Here is a 26,253-nt window from a genome sequence, read left to right on the forward strand (position 1 = left end):
CAGTGCGCCTCTTTACCTCCCGGGTAATCGACGTGCCTACTGCCGCCCGGCACAGTGGTGGCACGGCATCACGATTCCCACTTGAGGCCGCAACGATGTTGCATGGGACCAGAGTCAGCGCTAAAGCGCCGACTCTGGCCGACAAAGGAGACTTCCATGAACGCAACCGCCCCCTATCTCGCCGACGAACCGAACACCATCCGCACCGCCGACAACACGCGCCTTTTCTACCGCGACTGGGGGCAGGGCACGCCGCTCGTGTTCCTCTCAGGCTGGACGCTCAATTCCGACATGTGGGCCTACCAGATGGAACCGCTGTCGCGCCTCGACTGCCGCTGCATCGCGTACGACCGGCGCGGGCATGGCCGTTCGAGCGACCCGGGCCGCGGCTACGACTTCGACACGCTGGCCGACGATCTGGAAAGCGTGTTGAGCGCGCTCGATCTGAGCGGCGTCACGCTGGTCGCGCATTCGATTGCGAGCGGTGAAGCGGTGCGTTACCTGACGCGTTACGGTTCGGCGCGCGTCGCCCGGGTCGCGTTCGTCGCGCCCGCCGCCACACCGTATCTGCTGAAGACGGAGGACAACCCGAACGGCATCGACGCCGCCTTGTTCGAGCAAGGCCGCCTCGCGCTGAGCCGCTCGTTTCCCGACTGGATCGAAGCGAACGCGGCGCCGTATTTCGGGCCCGGCGTGTCGCGCGCGCCGATGGACTGGACGATCCGCATGATGCTGCAAACCTCGCATCAGGCGATGCTCGAACTGGCCCGCGTGCAGACCATCACCGATTTTCGCGCGGAACTGGCGCGGATCGAGGTGCCGTCGCTGGTCCTGCATGGCGACCGCGATGCGTCGGCGCCGCTCGAACTGACCGGGCGGCCCACCGCCGCGCTGATACCCGGCGCGTCACTGCATGTCTACGAAGGCGCCGGTCACGGCTTTTACTTCACTCATGCGGAGAGGTTGAACCAGGATTTGCTGGCGTTCCTGGGCCGCCAGCCGGCTTAGGATCGACGGGCAACTGGTCTTCCACCGGCGCGTCGGCCTGGGCGGGAGCACCGGCGCCATCGGCGGACGGCGCGGCGGCGGGCCGATCGTCCCGCGCTGCGTCACGTGAGCCGGGTGCGTCTTTGTGCGCGTCATCCGCTTCGATCCTGGCCGGCGCGCTTTCCGGATCCCACGTCAACAGATTGCGCTGCGGGTTCGCGATCTCGATGCCGCGCTCCTGGAACTGGAACAGGATGCGGCGGTTGAATTCGCGCTGCACGCCCCAGCGCGCGCTGTCGCGGCACTGAATCTGCCCGGCCAGCGTGATGGCGGAGCCGTCGAGCGCATCGACACCCCAGAAACTGAAGTCCGACAGAATGCCGTCCTTGAACTTGTCGTCCTCGCGCAAGGCGGCGCCGATTTCCTTCAAGGTGTCGATGGCGAGATCGACATCCTGGCCGAACACGATGTTGACCTTCACCGCCGCATTGCCGATGCCGCGATTCGTGTTGTTCACCGTCGACACCGAACTGAACGGCACGGTGTAGAGCGAGCCGTCGCCGCCGCGCAGCCGCACGGTGCGGATCGACAGATATTCGACGGTGCCGGACACGCCCGCGAGCGTGACCCAGTCGCCGACCTGCATTGCGTTTTCCATCAACAGGAAAATGCCGGTGATGAAATCCTGCACCAGTTTTTGCGAGCCGAAACCGAGCGCCACGCCGAAGATACTCGCGCCCGCGAGCAGCGGCCCGATGTTCACGCCGAGTTCGCTCAAACCAGTCAGCACCACCACCAGCGCGATCGCGCAGAAGAGCGCGCTGCGCAGCATCGGCAACAGGGTGCGCAAGCGCGCGGCGCGCACGAGGTCGCCGCTGGCGGTCCAGCGGTCCAGCCGCTGTTCGACGGAGACATTGACGCCTTCCCACACCAGCAGCGCGATCACGGCGGCTACGCCGATCGTGATGATCGCCGATGCGAGCCGGTGCCCGATCGTGCCCGTACGGAACAGGTCGACCACATGCACGCCCCACACCTGCAACAGCGCGAGCGCGGTCACGACGCCGATGATCCACGCCACTGCACGGCGCAGCAGCGGGTAATAGCGGTACGCGTGCTGATGCACGAGCGACTTCGTCGCGTCGTCCTGCACATTGAAGAGCCGGGCCAGCGCCCCGAACACCACGATCGACACGACCCGCGCGCCCACCAGCACCGCCAGCGAAATGCCGCCGAGGTGCAGCAGCGTGTGATAGCCGTTCTGCACGTCGAGCGCCCAGACGAACCACAGCGCCATCACGACGAATACCGCGGCCCACGCCCAGACCTCGGCGAAGACATTGCCGAGGATCTCCAGCGATTTACGCTCGGCGACGCGCTTGCGGATCAGTTCGCCGACCGGGTTCGCGCATTGCAGCAGCAGAATCGAAATCAGGACGTGGCCGGCGAGCGCGACCACTTTCATCAAGGCGAGATGCGCCGCGTCGTTCAGGCCGAGCGACTGCGCGATCTCCGCGAGCGCGGAACCCGCGCCCACCACGCTGACGATCCGCACGACCCAGCGCTGCATGAAGGCGGCCCACGCATCGCTCATGCGCAGCAGGCGCAAACGCGGCGCGGCCGGCTGCAGGAAGAAACCGCTGACGATCACGATCACCCGGCACAGCACGTAGATATCGACCAGCGAATCGAGCGCGCGGTCTTGCGGCGTGCCGTCGTCGGTGAAGATCGACATCAGCGCGCTCGCCGCGCCGACGAACACCACCAGCGGCAATAGCCGCAGCACCATCGTCAGGAGCGCGCGCGGCAGGCGGCGCAGGAGCGTCCAGTGATGTTTGGCGTTCTGCTTGCCTTTGGCTTCGGTGACCTTGCCTTTGGCCTTCGTAGCGGCCGAGGTGCCCGACGGCACGGCCTCGGCCTGTGCCTGCGCCGCGCTTACCGGCGAAGCCGGAGAAGCGGGCGAAGCCGGCAAGGGCGGCGCGGCGTTCGGCGCGTCGGCGGGTTGGGGCGCGACGTCGACGGGCAGGTCGGCGCGCGCGGCGTCGTCTTCGTCTTCCAGTTCGCGGCGCGCAGCCAGCGCCCGGTAGGCGCGGCGCAGCAGGCGGCGCGCGAGCCATTCGAGCACGAGCGCGGGGATCAGCGCGGCCAGCAGCGACCAGGCGACGTGGCCCAGCACAGTGCGCGCTTGTGGGTTGGTCGACTGCCAGTTCCACCAGGCGCGGACCGATGCGACGTCGAGCAGCGCGGCGACCGAACTGCGCAACGACGTACCGAGGTGGACGGCCCAGTGCGCGCCCTGACGGGCCAGTTGCGAGGCGAGGCCGTTGGATTTGAACGCCGCCGGCACGAGCGCGGCGGCGCCGCTTGCCGCGGCGGGCGCCGAGGCGGCCGTGGGCGCGGAAGCGGGCGGCGCGCTCAGCGCGCCGGCGGCGGCGATGGCCTGCAGCGTGTCGGCGACTTGCGCGCGGCGCTTGGGATCATTGAGGACGGCGAGCGCCTGGCGGGCCTGCTCGGGCGTCAGCGTGACGCCGACGCCGGAAGCCGACGATGCGGGCGCGGCCGGCGCGGTGACGGCGAAAACCGGCGCGGCGATGAAAGCGAGGAGGAAGAAAAGCCAGATTGGGAATAGTTTGCGCATAGGGTGTAAAGCGGGGTACAGATGCGGAAGGCTGTGCCGATACATACGGACCGGTTCGGCGGCGTGACCATGAACCGACTCGCGTTTGGTCGTACAAGTTCCTTGAGCGGCCTTGGCGCAAGGTACCGGAAAGCCGGCAAGCCCCGTGCGGCGGCATCTTGCGCTAGCAAAAAACCTGCCCGTCGGAAAAGAACCGCATTGTCCCATGCCGGCCGCGACGCGCCGGAATTCCCGCTCATTTCGCCTTCGCGAGTGCGTGCGGGACTGCACGTCTCCGCAATCGCACCCGCACCCGCTCCGCCCGTGCAATGCCCGTGTTGCCGTTACCCCCACCGCCTCGCCATCACTCCGTCGCCGCTGCCCTGCGCATCGGCGGCACACCCAAGGTGCCTTCCACGACTTCGGTGAAGGTGCGCTCCTCGCGCAGAATGAAGCGCTTCGTTTGAGCCAGCTTGAAATTGTCGCGTGCCTCGGCATCGGCGCGCAGTCTCGCCCGATATGCTTCATAGGCCGCGAGACTGTCGAACGCGATCAAACCCCACGCGATGTCGTTGGTCCCCTCGTGCGGCAGGAAATAGCCGATCAGATGGCCGCCGCAGCGCGGAATAATGCGGCCCCAGTTGCGGGCGTATTCGTCGAAGGCATCGCGCTGGAACGGATCGATCTGGTAGCGGATGAAGCAGGTAATCGCCATGTGCAAGCTCCCGGTTTAGTCGAAGGTCTTGGTGTGAGGCACCGTGACTGCAGTATGGAGCGCGCGGGGCAGCGATGTTTCAGCGCGGTCTGAACTATGGATGGTGACCGTGCGCGACGCGTAATTCAGACGCCGCGCATCTAAAGCGGCCTTTGCGAGCGGATCGTCAAAAACGCCAGCGCCGCACCGGCCAGCGCGCATAACGCCGACACCAGCGCCACCGCGCGCAATGCCGCGCCGAGGGCGTCGGCTTGTGCCCGTGCCACTTCGGGCTGCGCTTGCGCCGTATCCACGTTTGTGTGGGCCGCGTCGGTTTCGGTGTGCGCCGCGGTCGGATCCGCCGCGCCCGTTTTCCCTTTCGACGCACCGGTCCCGGTAGCCGGCGACGCCGCGCCCGCATCCATTCCGATCTGCGCCAGACTCGCCGCGTCGCGCGCCGCCTGCGGCACATGGAGCGCATCAAGCCGCGCATGAAGTGCCGCGTCGTGCGACCACACGAACACGATCCCCAACACCGCGATGGCCAGCAGGCTCGCCACACGCGCCACCGCGTTATTGATGCCCGAAGCGACGCCCGTGCGGGCGGCGGACACCGAGGTCATCACGGTCGTCGTGAGCGGCGCGACGGTGACGGTCATGCCGAGCCCGAGCACGGTCAGCGCGGGCAGAAAGCCGCGCCAGTAGTCGCCGCGGACCCACGGCAGCGCGAGCATCGCGAAGCCGGCCGCGGCGACTACCGGCCCCACCGTCAGCAAGGCCCGCGCGCCGTAGCGGCTCGTCAGGCCGCCGGTGAAGCGCGACAGCAGGCCGATGGTCACCGGCACCGGCAGCAACGCCGCGCCCGCCTGAGTCGCGCTGTAACCGTAAGCACGGATGAGCGTGAACGGCAGGAAGAACAACGCACCGCCCAAGCCAAAGTAGAGCAGCAGGGTGACGAGATTAGCGCCGACGAAGTCGCGTGAACGGAACACGTCGAGTGGCATCATCGGATTGCGGGTTCTCGCTTCGAGCGCGACGAAAGCGATCAGCACCAGCAGGCCGCCGAGGATCGACGCCAGCACCCAGCGGTCGCCGAAGCCGCGCGCCGAGGCAAGGGTCAGGCCGTAGGTCAGGCCGGCGAGCCCGGCGGTGGCCGTGGCCGCGCCCGGCCAGTCGAGGCCGGCCGCCGCCTGTGCGGTGGTCCCGCCGGCAAGCGTGGACGAATTCCCCTCATCGTCCTGCCGGCTATCCGGCACGGCCATGACCGCCAGCGCCACCGTCGCGCACGCAATCGGCACGTTCAGGAAGAAGATGGCTCGCCACGAAAACGCATCGACGAGCCAGCCGCCCGCAACCGGCCCGAGCGCCGAGGTGATCGCTCCGACGCCGGCCCAGGTGCCGATCGCCTGGCCGCGCTCCTTGTCGTCGAACACGGCGCCGATGATCGAGAGGCTGCTCGGCACCAGCAGCGCCGCGCCCACGCCTTGCACGGCGCGCGCCGCGATCAGGGCGGCGGCGCCCGGCGCGAGGCCGCAGCCGATCGAGGCCAGCGTGAACAGCCCGATTCCCGCGATGAACACCGTGCGCCGGCCGAGCTTATCGCCGAGCGAGCCGCCCACCAGCACCAGCGCGCCGAGAAACAGCAGATAGGCGTCGACGACCCACTGGATCGCCGCCACGCTCGCGCCCAGTTCGCTCTGGATGGACGGCAAGGCGACGTTGACCACGGAGCCGTCGATGAAGGCCATGCTCGAACCGAGGATGGTCGCGGCCAGCGCGAGTCTTTTGCGCCGGCATGGGTGGACGAAACTGGGAGGCTGCGCGCGGATGACGAGCGCATCGCACGGGCTGGCCTGAGCGGGCAGGACGGACGAGGAACGGCGCTCGAGCGCCGGTGCGTGCGGGTCGGCCAAGTCCGCTCCCGGAGGATGGATGAACGGCCTTTAGCATAGCAATGCCGAGGCGTCGGCGAAAGGCGCGAGGGATGACGGCAGCGCTGCTGACGCATCGACGTCATTGCACGCCATGGTGCGCGCCCAGTGGCGGCGTGCGCAGCCCGCGATCTTCCGGCCGGCGAGGTCCAAGCCGGAGCCAGCAGAATCAGGCGAAGCAATGAGCGACGCCGAACTTACCCGCTCACACCAGCGAAGGCGCCCGCCGCTCCGCCTCGCCATCGGCATCCGCGCCGCCGGCCGTGCTGGAAGCGCGCCCGGCCGCCGGCTCCTGATGCAGCCGATTGGCGTGCATCAGCCGATACAGCGTGGCCCGCGAAATGCCGAGTTCGGCCGCCGCTTCGGACAACTTGTAGCCATGCCGCTGCAGAGCGTGTTCGATCGCGTCTTTCTCGGCTTTGCTGCGGATTTCCGCCAGCGTCACGGCCGGCCCGTTGTCGGCTTCCGGCAGGCCCAGATCGCTGGCCGTGATAAAGCGCCCCTCGCTCATTACGACGGCGCGGCGCACGCAATTGATCAACTCGCGCACGTTGCCCGGCCACGGATAGTTCGACATGGCAACGATCGCGTCGCTCGACAGGCCGCGCAGTTTGCGCGCGCCGTCCTGTTTGTACATGCTCAGTGCATAGTTGGCGAGCAGCTTGATGTCGCCGCCGCGCTCGCGCAACGGCGGCTCGACCAGACGCAATACGCATAGGCGGTGATACAGGTCGGAGCGGAAGCGCCCGTCTTCGACCGCCTTGTCCAGATCGACGTGGGTCGCTGAAATCACCCGCACATCGACGTTGATCGGACCGTTGCCGCCCAGCCGTTCGATCGTGCCTTCCTGCAGGAAGCGCAACAGGACCGCCTGGCATTCATGCGGCATATCGCCGATTTCATCGAGAAAGAGCGTGCCTTCGTGCGCGCTCTCGATCCGGCCGATCTTGCGCTGGAGCGCGCCGGTAAACGCGCCGCGTTCATGGCCGAACAGTTCGGCTTGCAGCAGGCTCGGCGGAATGGCCGCGCAGTTGATCGCGACGAAGGGGCGGCCGGCGCGTGGCGAGCGTTCGTGAATTGCCTTGGCGGTCAGTTCCTTACCCGTGCCGGATTCCCCCGCGACGAATACCGGCGCGTCGGTCACGCCGCATTTGTCGATGCGCCGGTACAACTGCTGCATTGCCTCGCATTGCCCGACCATGCCGTGCCGGCCGGCCGAAGGCTCCGGCGCGACTTCCACATGCCGCAGGCTCGACAGACCATGCGCATGGCCGAGGGCGAATACGAGCCGCTCATTGAGCCACGGCCGGGTCACGAAGTCGAAGCAGTAGTCGAGGATGAAGCGGCTGACCAGTTCGTTTTCCGCCTGACCCGGCGCGATCTGGGCGACCCAGTTGGTTTCGACGCGCCGCATGCAGGACGCCAGCGCGGAAAGATGTTGGGATGTGCAGTCGCCAGGCAGCTCGACCAGGCCGACCTTGATGTTGCCGCGCTCGAGCATACGCTCGGCCACGGCCGTGCTTTTGGCATGCACCGCTTGCCAGCCAGAAGCCGCCAGAAAAGCGGCGAGTTTCTGATCCGGCGAATTCGACACATATAGAACGGTACGTTCCGTGTCGACAGGCGTGCAAGTCGTATTCATGTTACCCCCGGTTTGATGCAGCTCTCAGGACTGTTCTGCGACGTACGCGACAGACCGGCAAGATGCCGGCTTCCGGCCAACGGAGCCAGCCGGTCCGCTTGCGCGGGTCCGGACATGGATTGATCCACCGCTTTGGGGTTCTGCTCCTCCGAGCCCGGCGGTCACGATTCACGGTAGCGGCAATCTCGGGGGCATGGAGCAGGCGGCGCAAACCGCGAGGTGCTACATATCGGACGAATGGCGGAAATGGTGTTCACCGTTGTAACCGTCACGCGATCTTTTCCCCGAATCACTCAAACCGTTTTCAACCTCGTTGGCCTGATACAGGCGCTCTTATTGGCGCATGGGCTTAACGATAAGCGAAACCGCTTTCGAGCGCCATACAAACAAGTCGGGATTCAGAAACGTTTTTCACGTTACGCCTATGTCCTTGCGGTTCAAAAATGTACGGTCAAGTCCTGCTATGCGAGGCATCCCACATAGCACCTCAATTCGTTTTACGGCAAATGTCAAAAGGAACTGTAGGTCGTGACTCACCTTGTCTCACGCGTGCGACACATTGGGCATACGTACGGACGCCACCAGGTAGGGTGCCGAAGCGTCGACATATCTGCCTGGGATGCGACGCAACGCCCGGCCACGCATGGAACGTGCGGGCTGCCCGGTGTGCAGACGGCCGCGAATACCTTGCCGCCGCGCATCGCCCAGTGCGCGAATACGTGTCGAATTCGAATCAACGCGAGCTGCGAAGGAGGCCCCAACCTAGTGCGCCATCGCGACGATCGTGGTGCCATAAGGGTTTGAGGGTGCATGGCATAGCCGTTGCAATATGCTCTGCACAGCGAAAGCGGGTGCCGCCCGGTCCTGGGTCAGGGAAGCCAGAATAAGAAGAGACCGGCGGCAAGAGACTTCGTAGGCGCGGCCGGGGAAGCCAATGCGTTCTGCGAGGGTGCGGCGGGGCCACTGAAAACAGATGTCATAAAAGAACGGCGAAATGATCGGTACAACGTACCGGTCATTTCGACCGGACGATGTAAAGGTCGACCTCGCCACTTTTTCCGTCTGTATGGGCGGATGTGAAGGGGATGGCAAAACAACACGTACCGCGCTAGCGGAGTTGGCGAGCGAACGGTACGCACAACAATAAGAAAACAGCGAAAGAACAGCGACGGGGCAGCGCGCGGTCGAGGTCCGACCGGGCGCGATGAAGCGGGGAGGAAAGGCCGGAGTCTCCATAGAGAGGCGGGGTTACGAGGTGGACCGGGCGCCGTGTCCGCGAAGTTGCGGACACGGCTCACCTGGACAGGGCAGTAAAAGAAACACATCTTTTCGGGGGTTGTCATGACCAGACAGATCACCAAACCGGCCGGCACAGCATGGTCGGATCGTCAAAGCACGACTCACTCAGTGAACGTCTCGTATCAACGGCATGTCGCCGCGCCGCGTGCCTTGTTCGCCGCGCCGCCGGTCGATCTGACGACGCTGGTGATCGCCGAGGCGATCAAGCGGCGGGCGCAAGCGGAAATCCAGCGCGAGGCGCTGCGCGATTCGGTGTATGAAATGCCGGTGTCGCAGGAACGAAACTACGAACGCGGTGCGGACGTTTATCCGTCCGATGCCGACGAATAAAAAGAGCCTTGACCGCTATCGAGGTGACCTCGCCAACCGAACGGCGTCAGACCGGCGGAGAGCCGACATGATCGACATCTTCCTGATTTCATCCAGCATGGAGCGTGCGCCGCAAATCGTCGCTCGCCTCGAGGCAAGTGGCGTGGCTTACCGGTTGCGGACCGCTCAGGGCACGGCCCGGCAGGTTCGGGCGCACGACCGTGCGATTCAGAGCGCCGATATGCTGATCGTCGACGACGCCGATCTGGGCACGCGCGATCTGGACGGCGTCGAGGAAGCGCTGGCCTGCATGCCGGCCCTGCATTGCGTGCTGTTGACAGCGGCGCCGTCCACCGCGTTGCTGGGCGTGGCGATGCGCGTCGGCGTGCGGCACGTGCTGTCGTGGCCGGCCGACGCCGACGAGATCACCACCATTCTCATCCAGGCCGACGCGCGGAAAAACGCCACTAGCCGCCGCGCCGGCCGGGTGGTCTCGCTTGCTTCGAGCAAGGGCGGCAGCGGCACCACGCTGATCGCCGTGAATCTCGCGTATTCACTTGCCGCGCTGAGCAACCGGCGTGTGCTGCTGATCGACCTGAGCCAGCAATTCGGCGACGCCAGTCTGCTCATGGCCGATAAACCGCCGCCCACCACGCTTGCCGATCTCTGCTCCCAGGCGGAGCGCCTCGACGCCGCACTACTCGAATCATGCGTGATGCATGTCCACGCAAATCTCGATGTGCTGGCGGGCGCGGGCGACCCGCTCAAGGCCGCCGAACTGCTGCCCGCGCAGTTGGAGCGCATTCTCGCGCTCGCGCGCGAGCGCTATGACGCGGTGTTGATCGACGTCGGGCAGAGCCTGAATCCGATGACGATCCGCGCGCTCGATCGCAGCGACGCGATCTGCATGGTGGTGCGGCAGAACCTGCTCTACCTGCACGGCGGGCGCCGCATGCTCGATATTTTCAGGGAACTGGGCTATCCGGCCAGCAAGGTGCGGGTGGTGGTGAATCACTACGACAAGAACGCCCAGATCAACCTGTCGAAGCTCGAACAGACGCTTGGCGCGAAGGTGGCGCATCAGCTTCCGCGCGACGACAAGCAGGCCAACGACGCGCTCAGCCGCGGTGTGCCGCTGGTGACGTCGGCGAGAGACAGCACGCTTGCGCAAGGCATCAGCCTGCTGGCGGACATGCTGTGGCCGTGCAGCGCCGAGCGCCGCAAAGGCGTGTTCGGCCGGCTGTTCGCGTCGCGGCCGAACGTGCCGCCGCAGCTCAAGCCGGGGCATTGAAACCATCCTGTCAAGCGGGACAGACTCGCTGGAAGCGAATCCGCACGTCCATGGCCTGATCTGGACAGCGGACCCGTGCCGCTGCTACGCTGCGACACTGGGAGGCCGGCAGCCCGTGGCGTAGCCGGCTCGAATAATAATTCGCATATCGAAACGAGTCTGGAATGACATGGACCACTCCGCCGCCTGAGCGTCATGGCGAGCATTGTCCCGCGAAAAACAGGAGCGATGAACCGGGCAGTGTGGCGGAGCTGGTGAACTTCGGGATTCAGAACATGATCGTGTATGGATGCCAGTTCGCTTTGCAGGTCGGCCGCATCTTGCGCGAAGAAAAGCTGTTGTCCGGCGACGAGAGCTATTGCGCCTATCGAGGCAAGGTGCGATTTCGCGTGATTCCCGGCGTGTTTTGACGGTGTATCGTGTCGATGTGGCCGGCTGGATGAGCGGTCCGTCTGCTTACTTTCCTGCGCGCCTTTGAGCGCGGCATCGCCCATGCAAAATGAGTCCAGCGGTCTCAACGATATCGCGTCGATCCTGTCCAATCCGATTCTCAACACGGATTCGTACAAGGCGTCGCACTACCTGCAATATCCGCCCGAAGCGTCGGCGATGTTTTCATACATCGAATCGCGCGGCGGGCGCTACGACCGCACGCTGTTCTTCGGCCTGCAGATGCTGATCAAGGAATATCTGTGCCGCCCGATCACGCCGGCCATGATCGAGCAGGCCAAGGCGTTTTTTACGGCGCACGGCGAGCCGTTCAACGAAGCGGGCTGGCGCTACATCGTCGAACATCACGGCGGCTATCTGCCGGTGCGCATCCGCGCGGTGCCGGAAGGCTCGGTCGTGCCGACGCACAACGTGCTCGTCACGGTGGAATGCGACGACCCGCAGGTGTTCTGGCTGGCGTCGTATCTGGAGACCATGCTCCTGCGCGTGTGGTATCCGATTACGGTCGCGACGCAAAGCTGGCATCTGCGCGGGACGATCCGCGGCTATCTGCTGAAGAGCAGCGACGACCTCACGCAATTGCCGTTCAAGCTGCACGACTTCGGCGCGCGCGGCGTATCGAGCGCGGAGTCGGCGGCGATCGGCGGCGCGGCGCATCTCGTCAGCTTCATGGGCTCGGATACCGTGCTCGGCGTGGTCGCGGCGAACCACTACTACAACGAAACGATGGCGGCGTTTTCCGTGCCGGCGGCGGAGCACAGCACGATCACCTCGTGGGGCCGCGAGCGCGAAACCGACGCGTTTCGCAACATGATCGCGCGCTTCGGCAAGCCGGGCGCGATCGTGTCGGTGGTGTCCGACTCCTACGATCTGTTCGCCGCGCTGAACGCCTGGGGCACGGAGTTGAAACAGGCGGTGCTCGACTCCGGTGGCACGCTGGTGATCCGGCCCGACTCCGGCGATCCGCAAACCATCGTGCTGCAAACGCTGCGGGCATTGGAGGCGTCGTTCGGATCGGTGGTGAACGGCAAAGGGCGGCGCGTGCTCAACAATGTGCGCGTGATCCAGGGCGACGGCGTCAATCCCAATTCGATAGAAGCGATTCTCGGCGCCATCGACCAAGCCTGTTTCGCTACGGACAACATCGTGTTCGGCATGGGCGGCGCGCTGTTGCAGCAGATCAACCGCGACACGCAGCGCTTCGCGATGAAGTGCTCGGCGATCCGGTTAGGCGACGAGTGGCACGACGTGCTCAAAGACCCTGTCACGGACGCTGGAAAGCGCTCGATGAAAGGGCGACTGACGCTGCTGAAGAATCGCCACACGGGCGAGTATCGAACGACGACCCTGCCCGTTGCCGTCGAAGGCGATTGGGAAGAAGCGTTGGTGACAGTGTTCGAGTTCGGCAAGCTGCTGGTCGATATGTCGCTTGCTGAAATCAGAAGCCGCGCACACGCACACGAAGGCTAGTGCGCCGCCTTGCTCGCTCGCCAGACCGCAACGCCCGAAGCGCGGATATCGATCCGGCCGCCACGCATTCGGAGCAAGGGCGGTCGGAGCGGCGGCGGCTGCATTCCAGGACAGGAGCCGTTTCCGGGCCCTTCGCGCCGCAGTCAGATCACTGTCATTTGCGCCTCACGAAGTCGAGAAACGCCTTGACGGCCGGGGCCCGCTCGTACTTGCGGAAGGCAATCGCGATCTCCGACGCGATGGTTGGCCCGGCGATGTCGCGGTACACCACACCCGGCAACGCGATGCAGTCAGCCAGCGTATGCGGCACGACGGCGACGTAGCCGCCCAGCGACACGCAGGCCAGCACCGAGGCGAGCGTGCCGGGGCGCGGTCCGAGGCGCGCGGAGAAGCGTCCGCGGCGCGCCACTTCGAAGGTGCCGGCTTCCTGCTCCGGCAGCACGAAGCACTGGTCGCGCAGTTGCGCTGGTTTGACGCTCGCTGACGCCGCCAGCGCGGAATCAGCCGGCAGCGCGAGGACGAACTGGTCGCGATGCACGGTCGTGGCCTGAATGCCGTCGGCGAGCAGCATCGGCGGGCGCACGTAGGCGGCGTCGAGCAGGCCGTCGCGCAGCATGGCGGCGATGTTGTCCATCGGCACCTCGCGGATCGAAATATCGACGCCCGGATGCGTGCCGCGAAATCCGCCGACGTCGCGCTGCAACACGCCCGCATACGCCGCCGACGCCACATAACCGACTTCGACGCGCCCAAGTTCGCCACGCTCGGCCAGCACCGCGCGCTCCTCGCCGCGCGCGAGGTGATCGAGCGCGACCAGCGCCTCGGCGAGATAGGCGCTGCCCGCCGCGCTGAGCGCGACCGAGCGCTTGGTGCGATGAAACAGCCGCACGCCGAGCAGCCGTTCCGCTTCCTGGATCAGCTTGGTCAGCGATGGCGCGGCGATGCCCAGTTCGTCGGCGGCGCGCGAGAAATGAAGCTGTTTCGCGACGCAAACGAAGGCGTGGATGTGGCGGAGTTCGAGTTGCCGCATGGTTTTCTGTATTTCCATTCAAGCTAATTATTTTGCGATTCTATGCCAATGACAGGCAATACACGGATCGCTACGATGAGATGACTTCAACTCACCGCCAATTTGCCTTCCTATGCCGCCTCATTCGCAACATCAGCGCGCAACACCCGTCAATCCCGCATTCGTGCTGGCCACCGCCTCGGCCACTTGCGCGCTGATCGTGCTGGACACCAATGTCGTGGCGGTCTCGCTGCCGTCGATCGCACGCTCGTTCCACGCGAGTTTCGCCGACGTCGAATGGGTCGTCAGCGCGTACATGGTCGCGTTCGCGTCATGCCTGCTGCCCGCGGGCGGTCTCGCCGACCGCGTCGGCCGCAAAAAAATGCTGCTGCTCGGGCTGGCGGTGTTCTTTCTGGCGTCGCTCGGTTGCGGCGCGGCGCCCACGGCGGCGGCCCTGAACATCGCACGGGCGGTCAAAGGCGTCGGCGCTGCGATGCTGCTCACCGCCGCGCTCGCCGTGATCGCGAACACGTTTCACGAAGGCCCCGCCCGAGTGCGCGCGTGGGCCGTGTGGGGCACCTGCATGGGTCTCGCGACCACGGTGGCGCCGCTGGTCGGCGGCGTCATCACGCAATGGTTCGGCTGGCGCTGGATCTTTCTGCTGAATCTGCCGGTGTGCGCGGTGCTCGCGTGGTGCGCGTCGCGCGCGATCGTCGAGTCGCGCAATCCGAAACCCGGTCCGCTCGATCTCGCCGGCAGCGTGTTGTTCGGCGGCGCGCTCGCGCTCGGCATCTGGGCGTTGATCGAAGTGCCGGCCGACGGCCTCGCGGGCTGGCCGACCGTCGCGCGGCTGCTGGCCTGCGTGCTGTTGTTCGCCGCCTTCGTTCAGGTGCAGCGAGTACGGGCACATGCGATGGTCGATCTCGCGCTGTTCCGGCAACCGCGCTTTGTCGCCGCCGTGCTTGCCATGTTCGGCTACGCCGCCTGCGCGCAAGTGATGATGACGTTCCTGCCGCTGTATCTGCAGAACGCGTTCGGTCTGTCGGCAGTGGCGGCGGGCGTCGGCATGTTGCCGTTCGCGCTGTCGATGGTGGCCGGACCATACATCGGCGCCGCGCTCGGCAGGCGCGTGTCGAGCATGGCGGTGCTGTCGGCGGGCCTGGTGCTGATCGCCTTCGGCAATCTGCTGACGGCAGTGGTTGCGGGCGACGAACGCTATGCGCTGGTCGCGCTCGGCATGATCGTGACCGGCCTCGGCGCGGGAATTCTGAACGGCGACACGCAGAAGGCGATCATGGCCTGTGTGCCGCCGGATCGCACCGGCATGGCCTCCGGCATCAGCACGACGACACGCTTCACCGCTATCGTCACGTCGGTCGGGGTGCTCGGCGCGGTGCTCGCGGCGCGCACGCACACGGCATTTCTTGCGGCGACGCCAGTGACGCCCGAGGTGAAAACCGCGCTCGATGCCGGCTTCATGTCTCGCGTGCTAGCCGGCGATACGGCGCAGGCCACAGCCGGTTTGCCGGCCGCCGTACGAGCTGCGCTGATGTCGGCTGCGCACGCGAGCTTTGCGAGTGGTTTTGCCGCCGCGCTGGGTCTGGCCGCGCTCATTGCGGTGTCGATTGCGGCGGGCGTGTGGTTGCTGGCCGGCAGAAGCGAGGCCGCGCGGATGCGTGGCGCGGCGTCGAACGGATAGGCGCGCTGTGTCGCCCGTTGGGCCCGGTTTTCCGATATCGTGTGCGGCGTGCCCGCCTTCGAATGATCGCCGGGTGCTTTTCCGGATCGACTTCAAAAACGGCCAACACACCACATCAAAACAATGAGCCATCCCAACGCCAACAGCAACACCGAACTGATCCAACGTTTCTATACGGCGCTCCAGCAACGCGACGCCGAAACCATGGTGGCCTGTTACGCGGACGACGTCGTCTTTAGCGACCCCGCGTTCGGCGAGCTGCGCGGCGAGGAAGCGCGCGATATGTGGCGCATGCTGGTGGCGCGCGCGCAGGATTTCTCGCTGACGTTCGAGGGCGTGGAAGCGGAAGACCGTAGCGGCCGTGCCCGCTGGGTTGCAAGTTATCTCTTCAGCCAGACGGGGCGCGCGGTGGTCAATCGCATCGACGCCCGTTTCGTGTTCCGCGACGGCCGCATCGTCGAACATCGCGACAGCTTCGATTTGTGGAGCTGGACGCGCCAGGCGTTGGGCCTCAAGGGGACGTTGCTCGGCTGGTCGCCGCTCGTGCAGCGCGCTATCCGAACGCAGGCGAGAAAAGGACTCGAGCTCTACCGGCGGCGCCAACAGCGCACTTGAGCAGCGTGCCGCGCAGTCAGGCCTAAGACCGCCTGCTTGCTATCATTCAGCCACGTGATGCTGAATTTCTTCAAGCGGACGAATGAGGAATGCTATGCCAGTAGTGGATGCCGCATGGGAAGAGTGGCTGAGCAGCAACGTGGCGCGCGGCTGCAGTCCCGATTCGATGGTCGATGCCATGGTGCAGGCCGGTTTCGCCACCGACGCCGCGCGCGCGGCCGTGCACAGGACGTTCAATCAGGACCCGGCTAAATCGGCGAATCCGGCCTTTGCCGCGGCGGCCGCGACCGAAGCGGCGCTCGCCAAAGCCGCGCCACGGACTTATGACTACGACGATCCGCCCGTCGCGCGCGGCAATCTGATCCGCGCGCACGATCGCGACGTGCGTGTGCTGATGCGTTGCGAGCGTCCCCAGGTGATCGTGTTCGGCGACGTGTTGTCGCCGGACGAATGCGCCGAGATGATCGAGCGCTCGCGTCATCGGTTGAAGCGCTCCACCACGGTCAATCCCGAGACCGGCAAGGAAGACGTGATCCGCAATCGCACCAGCGAAGGCATCTGGTATCAGCGCGGCGAAGACGCGTTCATCGAACGGATGGATCGGCGCATTTCGAGCCTGATGAACTGGCCGGTCGAAAACGGCGAAGGGCTGCAGATTCTGCACTACGGCACGACCGGCGAATACCGCCCGCATTTCGACTACTTCCCGCCCGATCAACCCGGCAGCGCCGTGCATACCGCGCAGGGCGGCCAGCGCGTCGCCACGCTGGTGATCTACCTGAACGACGTGCCGGACGGCGGCGAAACCATCTTCCCCGAAGCGGGCATATCGGTCGCGGCAAGACAGGGTGGGGCGGTGTATTTCCGGTATATGAACGGCCAGCGCCAACTCGATCCACTGACCTTGCATGGCGGCGCACCCGTGCTCGGCGGCGACAAATGGATCATGACGAAGTGGATGCGCGAACGCGCTTACGGCTGACGCAAACCGATTCCAGATGCTAATCGGCCGGCTGGCCGGCGGTGGCAGTCGCGTTGCCCGGCGAGCCGGGGAATAACTGCTTCAACGCGCCGCGCCCGCTCAAGTAACCCATCCGCATGATCATCAGGCCAATCGCCGCGCCGGCGATGTGATCCAGCATCGGCATGCCGGCCAGACTGCCGGCGAGTCCCAACGTCGCCACGAGCGCCGACGCCGCGTCGACGCGTGCATGCCACGCGCTGGCCAGCAGAATCGCCGAGCCGGTGCGGGCGCCTTCGGCACGCATATAGCGAAACAGGGCCTCTTTGGCGAGCATGACGAAGCCGCTGACGGCCAGCGCACCGATATGCATCGCGGTGTCGCCGTTCAGCGCGGAGGTTTGCGCGACGCTGGTCCAGAGCATTTCGGCGGCGGTGAGTATCAGGACGGCGGCGATGAACAGCGTGGCCAGCGCCTGTTCGATGCCGGTATCAGTGCCGGTTTCGGCAGCGCGCGGGTGTCTTGTGGTGAGGTATAGCACGATTAGCACGACGCCATCCGCCGCGAGGTCGCTCAAGGTGTGCACACCGTCGGCAAAGAGCCCGTCCGAATGCGCCATGAGGCCGATGGCGATCTGCATCGCCGAAAGGAACGCGTTGAGCAGCGCGCTGGCGGAGGCGGCCTTAAACAAGGCCGCCGCCGTCGACGGAATCGCTGCAGGTCTCGCGCGCGGATTGCTGTGGCATGGGCTGGGGACGGTTTTTGCTCTTGTGCGGTTTCTGTTCCCGCAGCAAATTAGCCGTCCAACGTGGCACGCCGATGACAGCGCCGCGAGGGTTTGCGGCGCCAGCGCGCCGTGGCCTGCCCGTTGCGATCCGCTATAGGTCCTTTCGTCTTGGGGCTGTCATATGCGTGACGCGAGTTCGCGTTTGCCCTCGGTCGCTATTGCTGCACTTCGCGCTCAGGGCGTTTTATAGACGTCAGGGTTGTGCACCTGCATGAAAAGCTCCGGATTCGTGAGCCCCTCGAAACCATGCGACGCATATACATGATGCGCATCGGTCGTCGCTAGCATGATTCTTCGCAGGCCCTGCAGCGAGGGGCTGGCGAAAACGTGCTTCATTAAAGCGGACGCGTATCCCTTACCGCGATACGCCGGCAGCACGAACACGTCGCACAGGTACGCGAAGGTTGCCTCGTCCGTGATCAGACGCGCGAACGCGATCTGTTTGCCATCGATATAGCCGCCGAAACACAGCGAGCCCGCGACGGCCCGCTCGAACGTCTCGCGCGGCATGCCCTTGGCCCATGGGGTTTCTTGCGACAGGAACGTGTAGACCATCTCGATGTCGAGGTCGGCCTTGTCATGCGAAATCGTGAGTTCTTGTGCTTGCACCGCGTATCTCCGCCTGTTATCTCCGCCTGTTTTATCAGAGTGCTTCGCCGTCAACCCTTGGCCGGATCTTCGCTGCCGCGCGAACCGCCGCCGATGCTCTGGCCGGCATCGCGTGCGAGACCCATGTAGCCGATCACGGATGCCAGCGTCACTACGCCCGCGAACAGAAACGCGAGACGGAAATCGTCGAGCGTGAACACGCGGCCCGTGATTTCGCCGTTGAAGAACGCCGCCGCGCGCAGCGACACCGCGCCGAACGCGATGCCGAGGCCGATCGTCATCTGCGCGGCCGCGCTCCATAGCGTGCTGGCCGCGCTCATCTGCGGTTGTGCGACGTCGGCATAGGCGAGCGTGGCGAGCGTGGAAAACTGCATCGAACGCGCCACGCCGTAGATGAACACGACGAACAGCACCAGCGCGAGCGGCACATTCGGGCTGAGCAATCCGCACGCGATGATGAAGACGCCGGCCACCGTCACGTCGACGATCGACACCATGCGAAAACCGTAACGCTGCAGGATGCGTGTGGTCAGCGCCTTCATGCCGAGGTTGCCGAGCGCGCTCGCGAGCAGCAACAGCCCCGACTTGAACGCCGACAGGCCGAAGCCCACCTGGAACAGCAGCGGCATCAGATAAGGCACCGCGCCGATGCCGATGCGCGTGAATGAGCCGGTCACCACGGTCACGGAAAAAGTGGGGATTTTCAGCGTCGAGACGTCGATGAGCGGATGCGGATGACGCTTCGCATGCTGGAACGCCACCACGCCCACCAGCAAACCGCCAAGGATGATCGCGCCGGCGATCCACGGATTCTCGCCGGGCTGGCTTGCCAACTCCGCGCCGTAGAGAATCGCCGTCAACGCCGCGCCGCTCAGCAGCAGGCCGACCACGTCGAGCGGCTTGCGTTCGGTGCCGCGCAGGTTCGGCACCAGCGCGAGCGCAACGGCCATGGCCGCGAGGCCGAACGGCACGTTGAGCAGAAAGATCCAGCGCCACGACGCGTAAGTCGTGATGAAGCCGCCGATCGGCGGCCCCACCACTGGCGCGGCAATTGCCGGCCACGTGATGGTCGAGATCGCCTGCATCATGCGGCTTTTTTCGGTGCTGCGGACCACGATCAGCCGGCCCACCGGCACCATCATCGCGCCGCCTATGCCTTGCAGCAGACGGGCGGCGGTGAACTCGACAACGTTCTGCGACAGGCCGCACAACACGGAAGCCACGGTGAACACGCCGATCGCGCTGAAGAACACCGTGCGCGAGCCACAGCGGTCGGCGACCCAGCCGCTCGCGGGGATGAAGATCGCCAGCGCCAGCATGTAGGCCGTCATGCCGAGACTGAGGCTGTTGGGACCGACGCCGAACGAGTGCGCCATCTGCGGCAACGCGGTGGCGATCACCGTGGTGTCGAGGTATTCCATGAAGAAGGTAGCCGCGACGATATACGGCAGCCAGCCGACGTGCGTGTTGCGTGTCTCGCTGCCGCTCATTGGGCGGCTCCCGTCGCGCTGCTTGCGGTGTCGTGCGAGCGCCTATCGGTGCCGCTGCAGTGCCGGCGCTTCGCGCGCGATGGTTGGGCCTTCATGTTCTTGCGACTACCTTTTGAAAACGTGTTTCCGGCGTCCGGAGGCGGACGCGCGAGGGGATCGTGGCCGCGGTTGGCGCGCCGGCGAAGCTATTCAGGATGGTTTTGCCGAAGATGGCCAAACGATGGCTGGCCCTGAATCCTAACGCAATACGGGGCGCCATATCGGTGACGATGGCAGTGGGGTAGGTGGCGCTTCTGCGGAGCGGAAGGTTGGCGGGGCCGAGGGGCAGCGAGTTCGCAAGTTCGCAGTCCGCAGGCCTGCGCCTCCGCAAAGCTGCGAGCCGCAGCCGCAGCCGCAGCCGCAGCCGCAGCCGCAATTCGCAAGCCCGCAAGCCCGCGAACCGCAAGCCCGTGAACCGCAAGCCCGTGAACCGTGAACCCGTGAACCCGTGAACCCGTGAACCCGTGAACCCGTGAACCCGTGAACCCGTGAACCCGTGAACCCGTGAACCCGTGAACCCGTGAACCCGCGAACCCGCGAGCCCGCAAACCCGCGAGCCACAAGCCCACCGGGCCGCTAAACCCACCCAAAACACAGATCCCTCCACCGCTCACTCTTTCGCGGCGTACTCCCGATCCAGCTTGTCATACAGCGGCTTGTTGACCAGCCGCTGGCGTTCGCTGAACGGCGCGACCAGCGTGGCGTCCTCGTCGAGGCGGCCACTGCTCTTGAGCGTGCCGAGCGCGCGCTGCATCCCGAGTACCGCGCCTTGCAGCGCCGCGTTCGCATACAGCACGATGCCGTAGCCGAGCTTGGCGAGCGCCTCGCGCGATTGCACCGGCGTCTTGCCGCCGATCACGATATTGATCAGCTGCGGCTTGTCGAACAGGCCCGGCAAACGTTCGATGTCGGCGAGCGATTCGGTCGCTTCGATGAACAGAATGTCGGCGCCGGCTTCGATGAAGCGATGGCCGCGCTCGATCGCGTCTTCGATGCCGTGAACCGCGGCCGCGTCGGTGCGAGCCATGATCTGCAGATTGCCGTCTTCACGGGCATCGACGGCCGCGCGGATCTTGCCGACCATCTCGCTTGTGCTAACCACTTCCTTGCCGGAGAAGTGGCCGCATTTCTTCGGCATGATCTGATCTTCGAATTGGATCACGTCGGCGCCGCTGCGCTCCAGCACGCGCACCGTCTGGCGCACGTTCAGCGCGTTGCCGAAGCCGGTGTCGGCGTCGACGATCAGCGGCAGCGCGACCGCGTCGCGAATCCGCGCCGTATGTTCGGCGACTTCGGCAAGGCCGATGAAGCCGAGGTCGGGCAGACCGAGCGACATATTAGTGACGCCCGCGCCCGTGATGTAGATCGCCTCGAAGCCGGCGTCCTCGATCACGCGGGCGCTCATCGCATTGAAGGCACCGGGCACGAGTAGGCCCTGGCGTTCGTTGACTTTGGCGCGGAAGGCTGCGCGGCGGGTGGCGGATGTGGTCATGACGGTGTGTCTCCTTTCAGGAAAGTCGGATAAATGGCGCGAGCGGGAATCCGCAGGAAGCGTGCCATTTTGCGGGCTCGCCGGTTTGTCCCAAACAATCAGCAAGTTAGCGAAGAAGTGGTGACGCGGCGTTCCATGGCACAATGAGAATGCTGTTCCATGAAACGTTTCGTGGAACGTTTCAACGTAAACGGGAGCGCCGCGGTGTCCACCTTCACGTCGTCCCTTGCGAATCCCGATCCGGGCCGCCCAGGCATTGCATTGGTGAGTATCAGCCGGTTGCAGTCGCTTTGCGAGACCGTCGCACCGCGCTACGCCAGGCGCGCGAAAATCTTCTCCGTCCGGGAAGGTTACGGCGCCGCAGTCACCGCCTTGCAGGCTTACGTGGACGCGGGCGCGGTCGACGTCGTGCTGGCCGCCGGTTCGAACGGCGCCTACCTGCGCGACAACCTGAACGTGCCCGTCGTGATGGTCAAGGTGAACGGCTTCGACGTGCTCAGCGCAATCACCCGCGCCACGACCACGTGGCCTAACGCGCAAATCGGCCTCGTGCTGCACGAAACGATCTCGCATGAACTGGCCGACCTGAGCTCGTGGCTGAAAGTGAGCCTGAAACAGCGCGCCTACCGTTCGGTCGACGAAGTGCGGCTCGCGGTCGACAGCCTGGCCACCGAAGGCTGCAGCGTCATCATCGGCCCCGGCATGGCGTGCGACTTCGCCCAGCAGGCGGGCCTCGCGAGCGTTTTCCTGTACTCGCTCGGCGCGGTCGAAGAAGCGTTCGAGCGCTCGGTCGAACTGGCGCGCGTGAGCCGCCAGAAGGAATCGAAGCGCGTGCGCCTGAACACGATCGTGGCGCACCTGCGCGACGGCGTCGCCGCTTTCGACGACGCCGGCCAGGTCGAAGCCGTCAATCCCGCCATGCTCGACCTGCTCGGTCTGGATCGCGAGCAGGACGTGCCGGCGCAAGTGGAGCGCGCCGTCGGGCCGTTACTGCGTGAGACGCTCGAGGACAACCTGCCGATCGAGGAGCGTATCGAGCAGATCGCAGGGCGCGCGCTGATCGTCAATTGCGTGCCGATCGTGGAGCAGGGCGTGCGCTCCGGCTCGGTGATCACGTTGCAGGACGCGCTGGTCGCGCAGCGCATCGACCGCTCGCTGCGCACCAGCCAGCGGCCGAAACATCTGGTCGCGCGGCATCAACTGGACGATCTGATCGGCAACTCGGCGGCGCTCGAGCGCGTGCGGCGGCTGGCGCGCGCGGGCGCCGCGCACGACGCCACGGTGCTCCTGAGCGGCGAAAGCGGGACCGGCAAGGAACTGGTCGCGCAAGGCATCCACAATGCGAGCCGGCGGCGCGGCAATCCGTTCGTCGCGTTCAATTGCGCGGCGTTGCCCGAGGGGCTGATCGAAAGCGAACTGTTTGGTCACGAGGAAGGCGCGTTCACTGGCGCGCGGCGCGGCGGCAAGCCGGGGCTGTTCGAAATCGCCCACACGGGGACGATTTTCCTCGATGAAATCGGCGAGATGCCGGCGGCGCTGCAAAGCCGTCTGCTGCGCGTCCTGCAGGAGCGCGAGGTAATGAAGCTCGGCTCCGGACGCGCCACGCCGGTCGACGTGCGGGTGATCGCCGCCACGCACCGCGATCTGCACGCGCTGGTCGAGCAGGGCGCGTTTCGCGCGGATCTGTATTTTCGTCTGAACCTGCTTCAGTTAAAATTGCCGCCGCTGCGCGAACGGCGCGACGATGTGCCGCAACTGGCGCGTTACCTGTTGAGCCGCAGTGCGCTCCAATATGGCTTGTCGGAAGGCGCGTTCGAGCGGGTGCTGGCGTTTCTCGCGCCGCTGTTCGAGCACTACGCGTGGCCCGGCAATGTACGGGAGCTGGAAAATCTGCTGACGCGCGCCGCGATCTATTGCGGCGATGCAGCAGGCGATGCCGGTCAGGATTGGCAGGCGATGTTTCCAGAATTCGGGCGCATGAAGGCGGGGGCCGTGAAGTCGAGCGCACACGGCATGAGCGGGACAAAAAACGGCGCAAACGTCGCAAACGGCGTGAATACCGCCGCTGAGCCCGCCCCGAGCCGCATCAGCCCGACCCGCGAGAACGTCCTTCACGCCCTCGAACAGGCCGGTGGCAACCGCGCCGCGGCGAGCCGGGCGCTGGGCATCGGCCGTACTACCCTCTGGCGTCTTCTGAAAGCCTGAGCCACGGCGCGATAGTCTTCCGCAGTGCGATAAATAGTGTCAGACTATCGCCGTCATTAAAACACTCCGCTTTACCTATTAAGCGTCGTCTGAGATACTGACTCCACTTTCCAACCACTCCGAAAGAGGACTCAGCAAAATGCCGATCATCAACAGTCAAGTCAAACCGTTCAAGGCGCAGGCTTATCACAATGGCGATTTTCAGACCGTCACGGAAGAAAGCCTGAAGGGCAAGTGGTCGGTGTTCGTTTTCTACCCGGCTGACTTCACTTTCGTGTGCCCGACCGAACTGGGCGACCTGGCCGATCGTTACGACGAATTCCAGAAGCTCGGCGTCGAAATCTACAGCGTGTCGACCGATACGCACTTCACGCACAAGGCATGGCACGACACGTCCGATACGATCCAGAAGATCAAGTACCCGATGATCGCCGACCCGACGCTGGCAATCTCGCGCAACTTCGACGTGCTGATCGAAGAAGAAGGCCTGGCACTGCGCGGCACGTTCGTGATCAACCCGGAAGGCGAAATCAAGCTGGCCGAAATTCACGACAACGGCATTGGCCGTGACGCCGGCGAACTGCTGCGCAAGGTGCAAGCTGCGCAATACATCGCCGCTCACCCGGGTGAAGTGTGCCCCGCCAAGTGGACGCCGGGCGCAGAAACGCTGACCCCGTCGCTGGACCTGATCGGCAAGATCTAAGGTCTCACGACCTTTCGCAGTCGGCGCTCTCGCGGCGCATCACCGTGTGGATCGCTTTTTACAGTGATTCGCACGTGCCCGGGCCGCACCCGTCCTATCCGGATGCGTGCGGCGCCGGGAACCCAACACCCATCGTCACGGAATCGAATAGCCATGCTTGATGCCAATCTCAAGACTCAGTTGAAGACGTACCTCGAAAAGGTTAGCAGGCCTATCGAGATCGTCGCGTCGCTCGACGACAGCGCAAAATCGCAAGAGCTGCTGGCATTGCTGAACGATATCGCGACGTTGTCGGAGCGCGTCAACGTGATCGAGCGTCGTGGCGACGCCGAGCGTAAGCCGTCGTTTTCGATTGGCGAGCCGGGCAAGGACACGGGCATCCGTTTCGCCGGTATTCCGATGGGTCATGAATTCACGTCGCTCGTGCTTGCGTTGTTGCAGGTGGGCGGTCATCCGGTCAAGCTCGAAGATGCCGTGATCGAACAGATCCGCAATCTCGACGGTGACTATCAATTCGAAACGTATTTTTCGCTGTCATGTCAGAACTGCCCGGAAGTCGTCCAGGCACTGAACGTGATGGCGCTGATCAACCCGCGCATCCGCCACGTCGCGATCGACGGCGCGCTATTCCAGAACGAAGTCGAAGCGCGCCAGATCATGGCGGTACCGACCATGTTCATGAACGGCGAAGTGTTCGGCCAAGGTCGCAGCGGCGTAAAGGAAATTCTCGCGAAACTCGACACCAACGCCGGTGCGCGCGCCGCGAAAGAGCTGGAAAAGAAGCCGGTGTTCGATACGCTGATCGTCGGCGGCGGCCCTGCGGGCGCGGCTGCGGCGATCTACTCGGCGCGCAAGGGTATCGCGACGGGCGTGGTAGCGGAGCGCTTCGGCGGTCAGGTGCTGGACACGCTGGCCATCGAAAACTTCGTCTCCGTGACGGAAACCGAAGGACCGAAGTTCGCCACGGCGCTCGAGCAGCACGTGAAGACTTATGAAGTCGACATCATGGACGTGCAGCGTGCTGAGGCGCTGATCCCGGGCCGCATCAACGAAGTGCGTCTGGCGAACGGCGCGGTGCTCAAGGCCAAAACGATCATTCTGGCGACGGGCGCACGTTGGCGCGAAATCAACGTGCCGGGCGAGCGCGAGTACCGTAATCATGGCGTCGCGTACTGCCCGCACTGCGACGGTCCGTTGTTCAAGGGCAAGCGCGTCGCGGTGATCGGTGGCGGCAATTCCGGTGTCGAAGCGGCGATCGATCTGGCGGGTATCGTGCGTGAAGTGACGCTGTTCGAGTTCGGCGCCACGCTGCGTGCCGACGAAGTGCTGCAACGCAAGCTGCGCAGCCTCGCTAATGTGACCGTCATCACGCAGGCCCAAACCACGGAAATCACCGGCGACGGCAAGAAGGTCAACGGTCTGGTCTACAAGGATCTGCGTTCGGGCGAAGTGAAGCAGATCGAACTGGAAGGCGTGTTCGTGCAGATCGGTCTTGTTCCGAACACGGAATGGCTCAAGGGCACGGTCGAGTTGTCGAAGCACGGCGAGATCGTCGTAGACGCTCGCGGCGCGACATCGGTGCCGGGCGTGTTCGCCGCCGGTGACGTGACCACGGTGCCGTTCAAGCAGATCGTGATCGCCGTGGGCGAAGGCGCGAAGGCATCGCTTTCCGCGTTCGATCACCTGATCCGCAATAGCGAAGAAGTGGAAGTGGTTGGTGAAGCTGAGGTGGCAGTAGCGGTTTGATGCAGTTGTGTGAGTAGTGGAAGTAGACGGCAGGAAGTAGACGGCGGCCTTTGGGCCGCCGTTTTTATTTGGCCTTCGCGCCGCCGCAAAACAGCCGTTTCATTCACCCGCTCGACCCACACCCCGCCTGTCGCGCCCGTGCTCCGTCCGTTTGGAGACTTCCACCTGGCCAGATTCCTTGGCTATCGCGCCAATCAAGCCATATAAA

Annotated in this window: 20 protein-coding genes; 11 read left to right on the plus strand and 9 right to left on the minus strand. The window is 65.0% G+C overall.

Annotation, left to right across the window (positions count from 1 at the left end; genetic code table 11):
* Nucleotides 1-156 precede the first annotated feature (156 nt).
* Complete coding sequence (locus B0G75_RS18540) at nucleotides 157-1,008, plus strand: alpha/beta fold hydrolase (RefSeq protein ID WP_106308448.1); 852 nt, start codon at nucleotides 157-159, stop codon at nucleotides 1,006-1,008.
* On the opposite strand, the gene B0G75_RS18545 is transcribed toward B0G75_RS18540, so the two are convergent.
* From B0G75_RS18545 to B0G75_RS18560, 4 genes are all read right to left on the minus strand, one after another.
* Nucleotides 947-3,625 (minus strand): mechanosensitive ion channel family protein, encoded by a 2,679-nt coding sequence (locus B0G75_RS18545; protein WP_106308451.1) that lies wholly within the window; start codon nucleotides 3,623-3,625, stop codon nucleotides 947-949. The two genes, B0G75_RS18540 and B0G75_RS18545, sit on opposite strands and share 62 nt — an antisense overlap.
* 343 nt (nucleotides 3,626-3,968) lie before the next feature.
* On the minus strand, nucleotides 3,969-4,319 hold the full coding sequence (locus tag B0G75_RS18550) for an NIPSNAP family protein (RefSeq protein WP_106308454.1): 351 nt from the start codon (nucleotides 4,317-4,319) through the stop codon (nucleotides 3,969-3,971).
* Nucleotides 4,320-4,459: 140 nt separating this feature from the next.
* Complete coding sequence (locus B0G75_RS18555) at nucleotides 4,460-6,211, minus strand: MFS transporter (protein WP_106308456.1); 1,752 nt, start codon at nucleotides 6,209-6,211, stop codon at nucleotides 4,460-4,462.
* A 223-nt stretch (nucleotides 6,212-6,434) separates the two neighbouring features.
* Nucleotides 6,435-7,871: a sigma-54 dependent transcriptional regulator gene (locus tag B0G75_RS18560; protein ID WP_106308459.1), complete on the minus strand. Its 1,437-nt coding sequence runs from the start codon at nucleotides 7,869-7,871 to the stop codon at nucleotides 6,435-6,437.
* A 1,341-nt stretch (nucleotides 7,872-9,212) separates the two neighbouring features.
* Here B0G75_RS18560 and B0G75_RS18565 point away from each other — a divergent pair.
* From B0G75_RS18565 to B0G75_RS18580, 4 genes are all read left to right on the plus strand, one after another.
* Nucleotides 9,213-9,500, plus strand: coding sequence for a hypothetical protein (locus tag B0G75_RS18565; RefSeq protein WP_106308462.1), 288 nt, complete (start codon nucleotides 9,213-9,215; stop codon nucleotides 9,498-9,500).
* A 67-nt stretch (nucleotides 9,501-9,567) separates the two neighbouring features.
* Nucleotides 9,568-10,770: an AAA family ATPase gene (locus tag B0G75_RS18570; protein ID WP_106308465.1), complete on the plus strand. Its 1,203-nt coding sequence runs from the start codon at nucleotides 9,568-9,570 to the stop codon at nucleotides 10,768-10,770.
* Between the two features lie 164 nt (nucleotides 10,771-10,934).
* Nucleotides 10,935-11,180: a hypothetical protein gene (locus B0G75_RS18575; protein WP_181309296.1), complete on the plus strand. Its 246-nt coding sequence runs from the start codon at nucleotides 10,935-10,937 to the stop codon at nucleotides 11,178-11,180.
* A gap of 82 nt (nucleotides 11,181-11,262) precedes the next feature.
* Entirely contained in the window at nucleotides 11,263-12,690 is a 1,428-nt protein-coding gene (locus B0G75_RS18580) for a nicotinate phosphoribosyltransferase (RefSeq protein ID WP_106308468.1), read from the plus strand.
* Between the two features lie 154 nt (nucleotides 12,691-12,844).
* Here B0G75_RS18580 and B0G75_RS18585 read toward each other — a convergent pair whose 3' ends face one another.
* Entirely contained in the window at nucleotides 12,845-13,720 is an 876-nt protein-coding gene (locus tag B0G75_RS18585) for a LysR family transcriptional regulator (RefSeq protein ID WP_106308471.1), read from the minus strand.
* 112 nt (nucleotides 13,721-13,832) lie between these two features.
* Here B0G75_RS18585 and B0G75_RS18590 point away from each other — a divergent pair, with 112 nt between their 5' ends.
* The 3 genes from B0G75_RS18590 to B0G75_RS18600 all read left to right on the plus strand — a co-directional run bounded on the left by B0G75_RS18590 (nucleotide 13,833) and on the right by B0G75_RS18600 (nucleotide 16,995).
* Entirely contained in the window at nucleotides 13,833-15,398 is a 1,566-nt protein-coding gene (locus B0G75_RS18590) for an MFS transporter (RefSeq protein WP_106308474.1), read from the plus strand.
* A 123-nt stretch (nucleotides 15,399-15,521) separates the two neighbouring features.
* On the plus strand, nucleotides 15,522-16,013 hold the full coding sequence (locus B0G75_RS18595) for a nuclear transport factor 2 family protein (protein ID WP_106308477.1): 492 nt from the start codon (nucleotides 15,522-15,524) through the stop codon (nucleotides 16,011-16,013).
* Nucleotides 16,014-16,107: 94 nt separating this feature from the next.
* Nucleotides 16,108-16,995, plus strand: a complete 888-nt coding sequence (locus B0G75_RS18600; RefSeq protein WP_106308480.1) for a 2OG-Fe(II) oxygenase — start codon at nucleotides 16,108-16,110, stop codon at nucleotides 16,993-16,995.
* Nucleotides 16,996-17,014: 19 nt separating this feature from the next.
* Here B0G75_RS18600 and B0G75_RS18605 read toward each other — a convergent pair whose 3' ends face one another.
* The 4 genes from B0G75_RS18605 to B0G75_RS18625 all read right to left on the minus strand — a co-directional run bounded on the left by B0G75_RS18605 (nucleotide 17,015) and on the right by B0G75_RS18625 (nucleotide 21,391).
* Nucleotides 17,015-17,665 (minus strand): cation diffusion facilitator family transporter, encoded by a 651-nt coding sequence (locus B0G75_RS18605; RefSeq protein ID WP_106308483.1) that lies wholly within the window; start codon nucleotides 17,663-17,665, stop codon nucleotides 17,015-17,017.
* Between the two features lie 270 nt (nucleotides 17,666-17,935).
* The gene (locus B0G75_RS18610) at nucleotides 17,936-18,370 is read right to left on the minus strand and encodes a GNAT family N-acetyltransferase (RefSeq protein ID WP_106308486.1); all 435 of its coding nucleotides are present in this window, start codon (nucleotides 18,368-18,370) and stop codon (nucleotides 17,936-17,938) included.
* A 50-nt stretch (nucleotides 18,371-18,420) separates the two neighbouring features.
* Nucleotides 18,421-19,860, minus strand: coding sequence for an MFS transporter (locus B0G75_RS18615; protein WP_106308489.1), 1,440 nt, complete (start codon nucleotides 19,858-19,860; stop codon nucleotides 18,421-18,423).
* A gap of 649 nt (nucleotides 19,861-20,509) precedes the next feature.
* A complete protein-coding gene (locus tag B0G75_RS18625) occupies nucleotides 20,510-21,391 on the minus strand; it encodes an oxaloacetate decarboxylase (protein ID WP_106308494.1) in 882 nt (293 codons plus the stop codon).
* 159 nt (nucleotides 21,392-21,550) lie between these two features.
* Between B0G75_RS18625 and prpR the strand changes: the two genes are divergently transcribed.
* The 3 genes from prpR to ahpF all read left to right on the plus strand — a co-directional run bounded on the left by prpR (nucleotide 21,551) and on the right by ahpF (nucleotide 26,045).
* Complete coding sequence (prpR, locus tag B0G75_RS18630; RefSeq protein ID WP_258194557.1) at nucleotides 21,551-23,596, plus strand: propionate catabolism operon regulatory protein PrpR; 2,046 nt, start codon at nucleotides 21,551-21,553, stop codon at nucleotides 23,594-23,596.
* Between the two features lie 139 nt (nucleotides 23,597-23,735).
* Nucleotides 23,736-24,299, plus strand: coding sequence for an alkyl hydroperoxide reductase subunit C (gene ahpC / locus B0G75_RS18635; protein ID WP_012427269.1), 564 nt, complete (start codon nucleotides 23,736-23,738; stop codon nucleotides 24,297-24,299).
* Nucleotides 24,300-24,452: 153 nt separating this feature from the next.
* Complete coding sequence (ahpF, locus tag B0G75_RS18640) at nucleotides 24,453-26,045, plus strand: alkyl hydroperoxide reductase subunit F (RefSeq protein WP_106278256.1); 1,593 nt, start codon at nucleotides 24,453-24,455, stop codon at nucleotides 26,043-26,045.
* Nucleotides 26,046-26,253 lie beyond the last annotated feature (208 nt).

It is taken from the genome of Paraburkholderia sp. BL18I3N2 (genome assembly GCF_003001875.1).
Classification (GTDB): domain Bacteria; phylum Pseudomonadota; class Gammaproteobacteria; order Burkholderiales; family Burkholderiaceae; genus Paraburkholderia; species Paraburkholderia phytofirmans.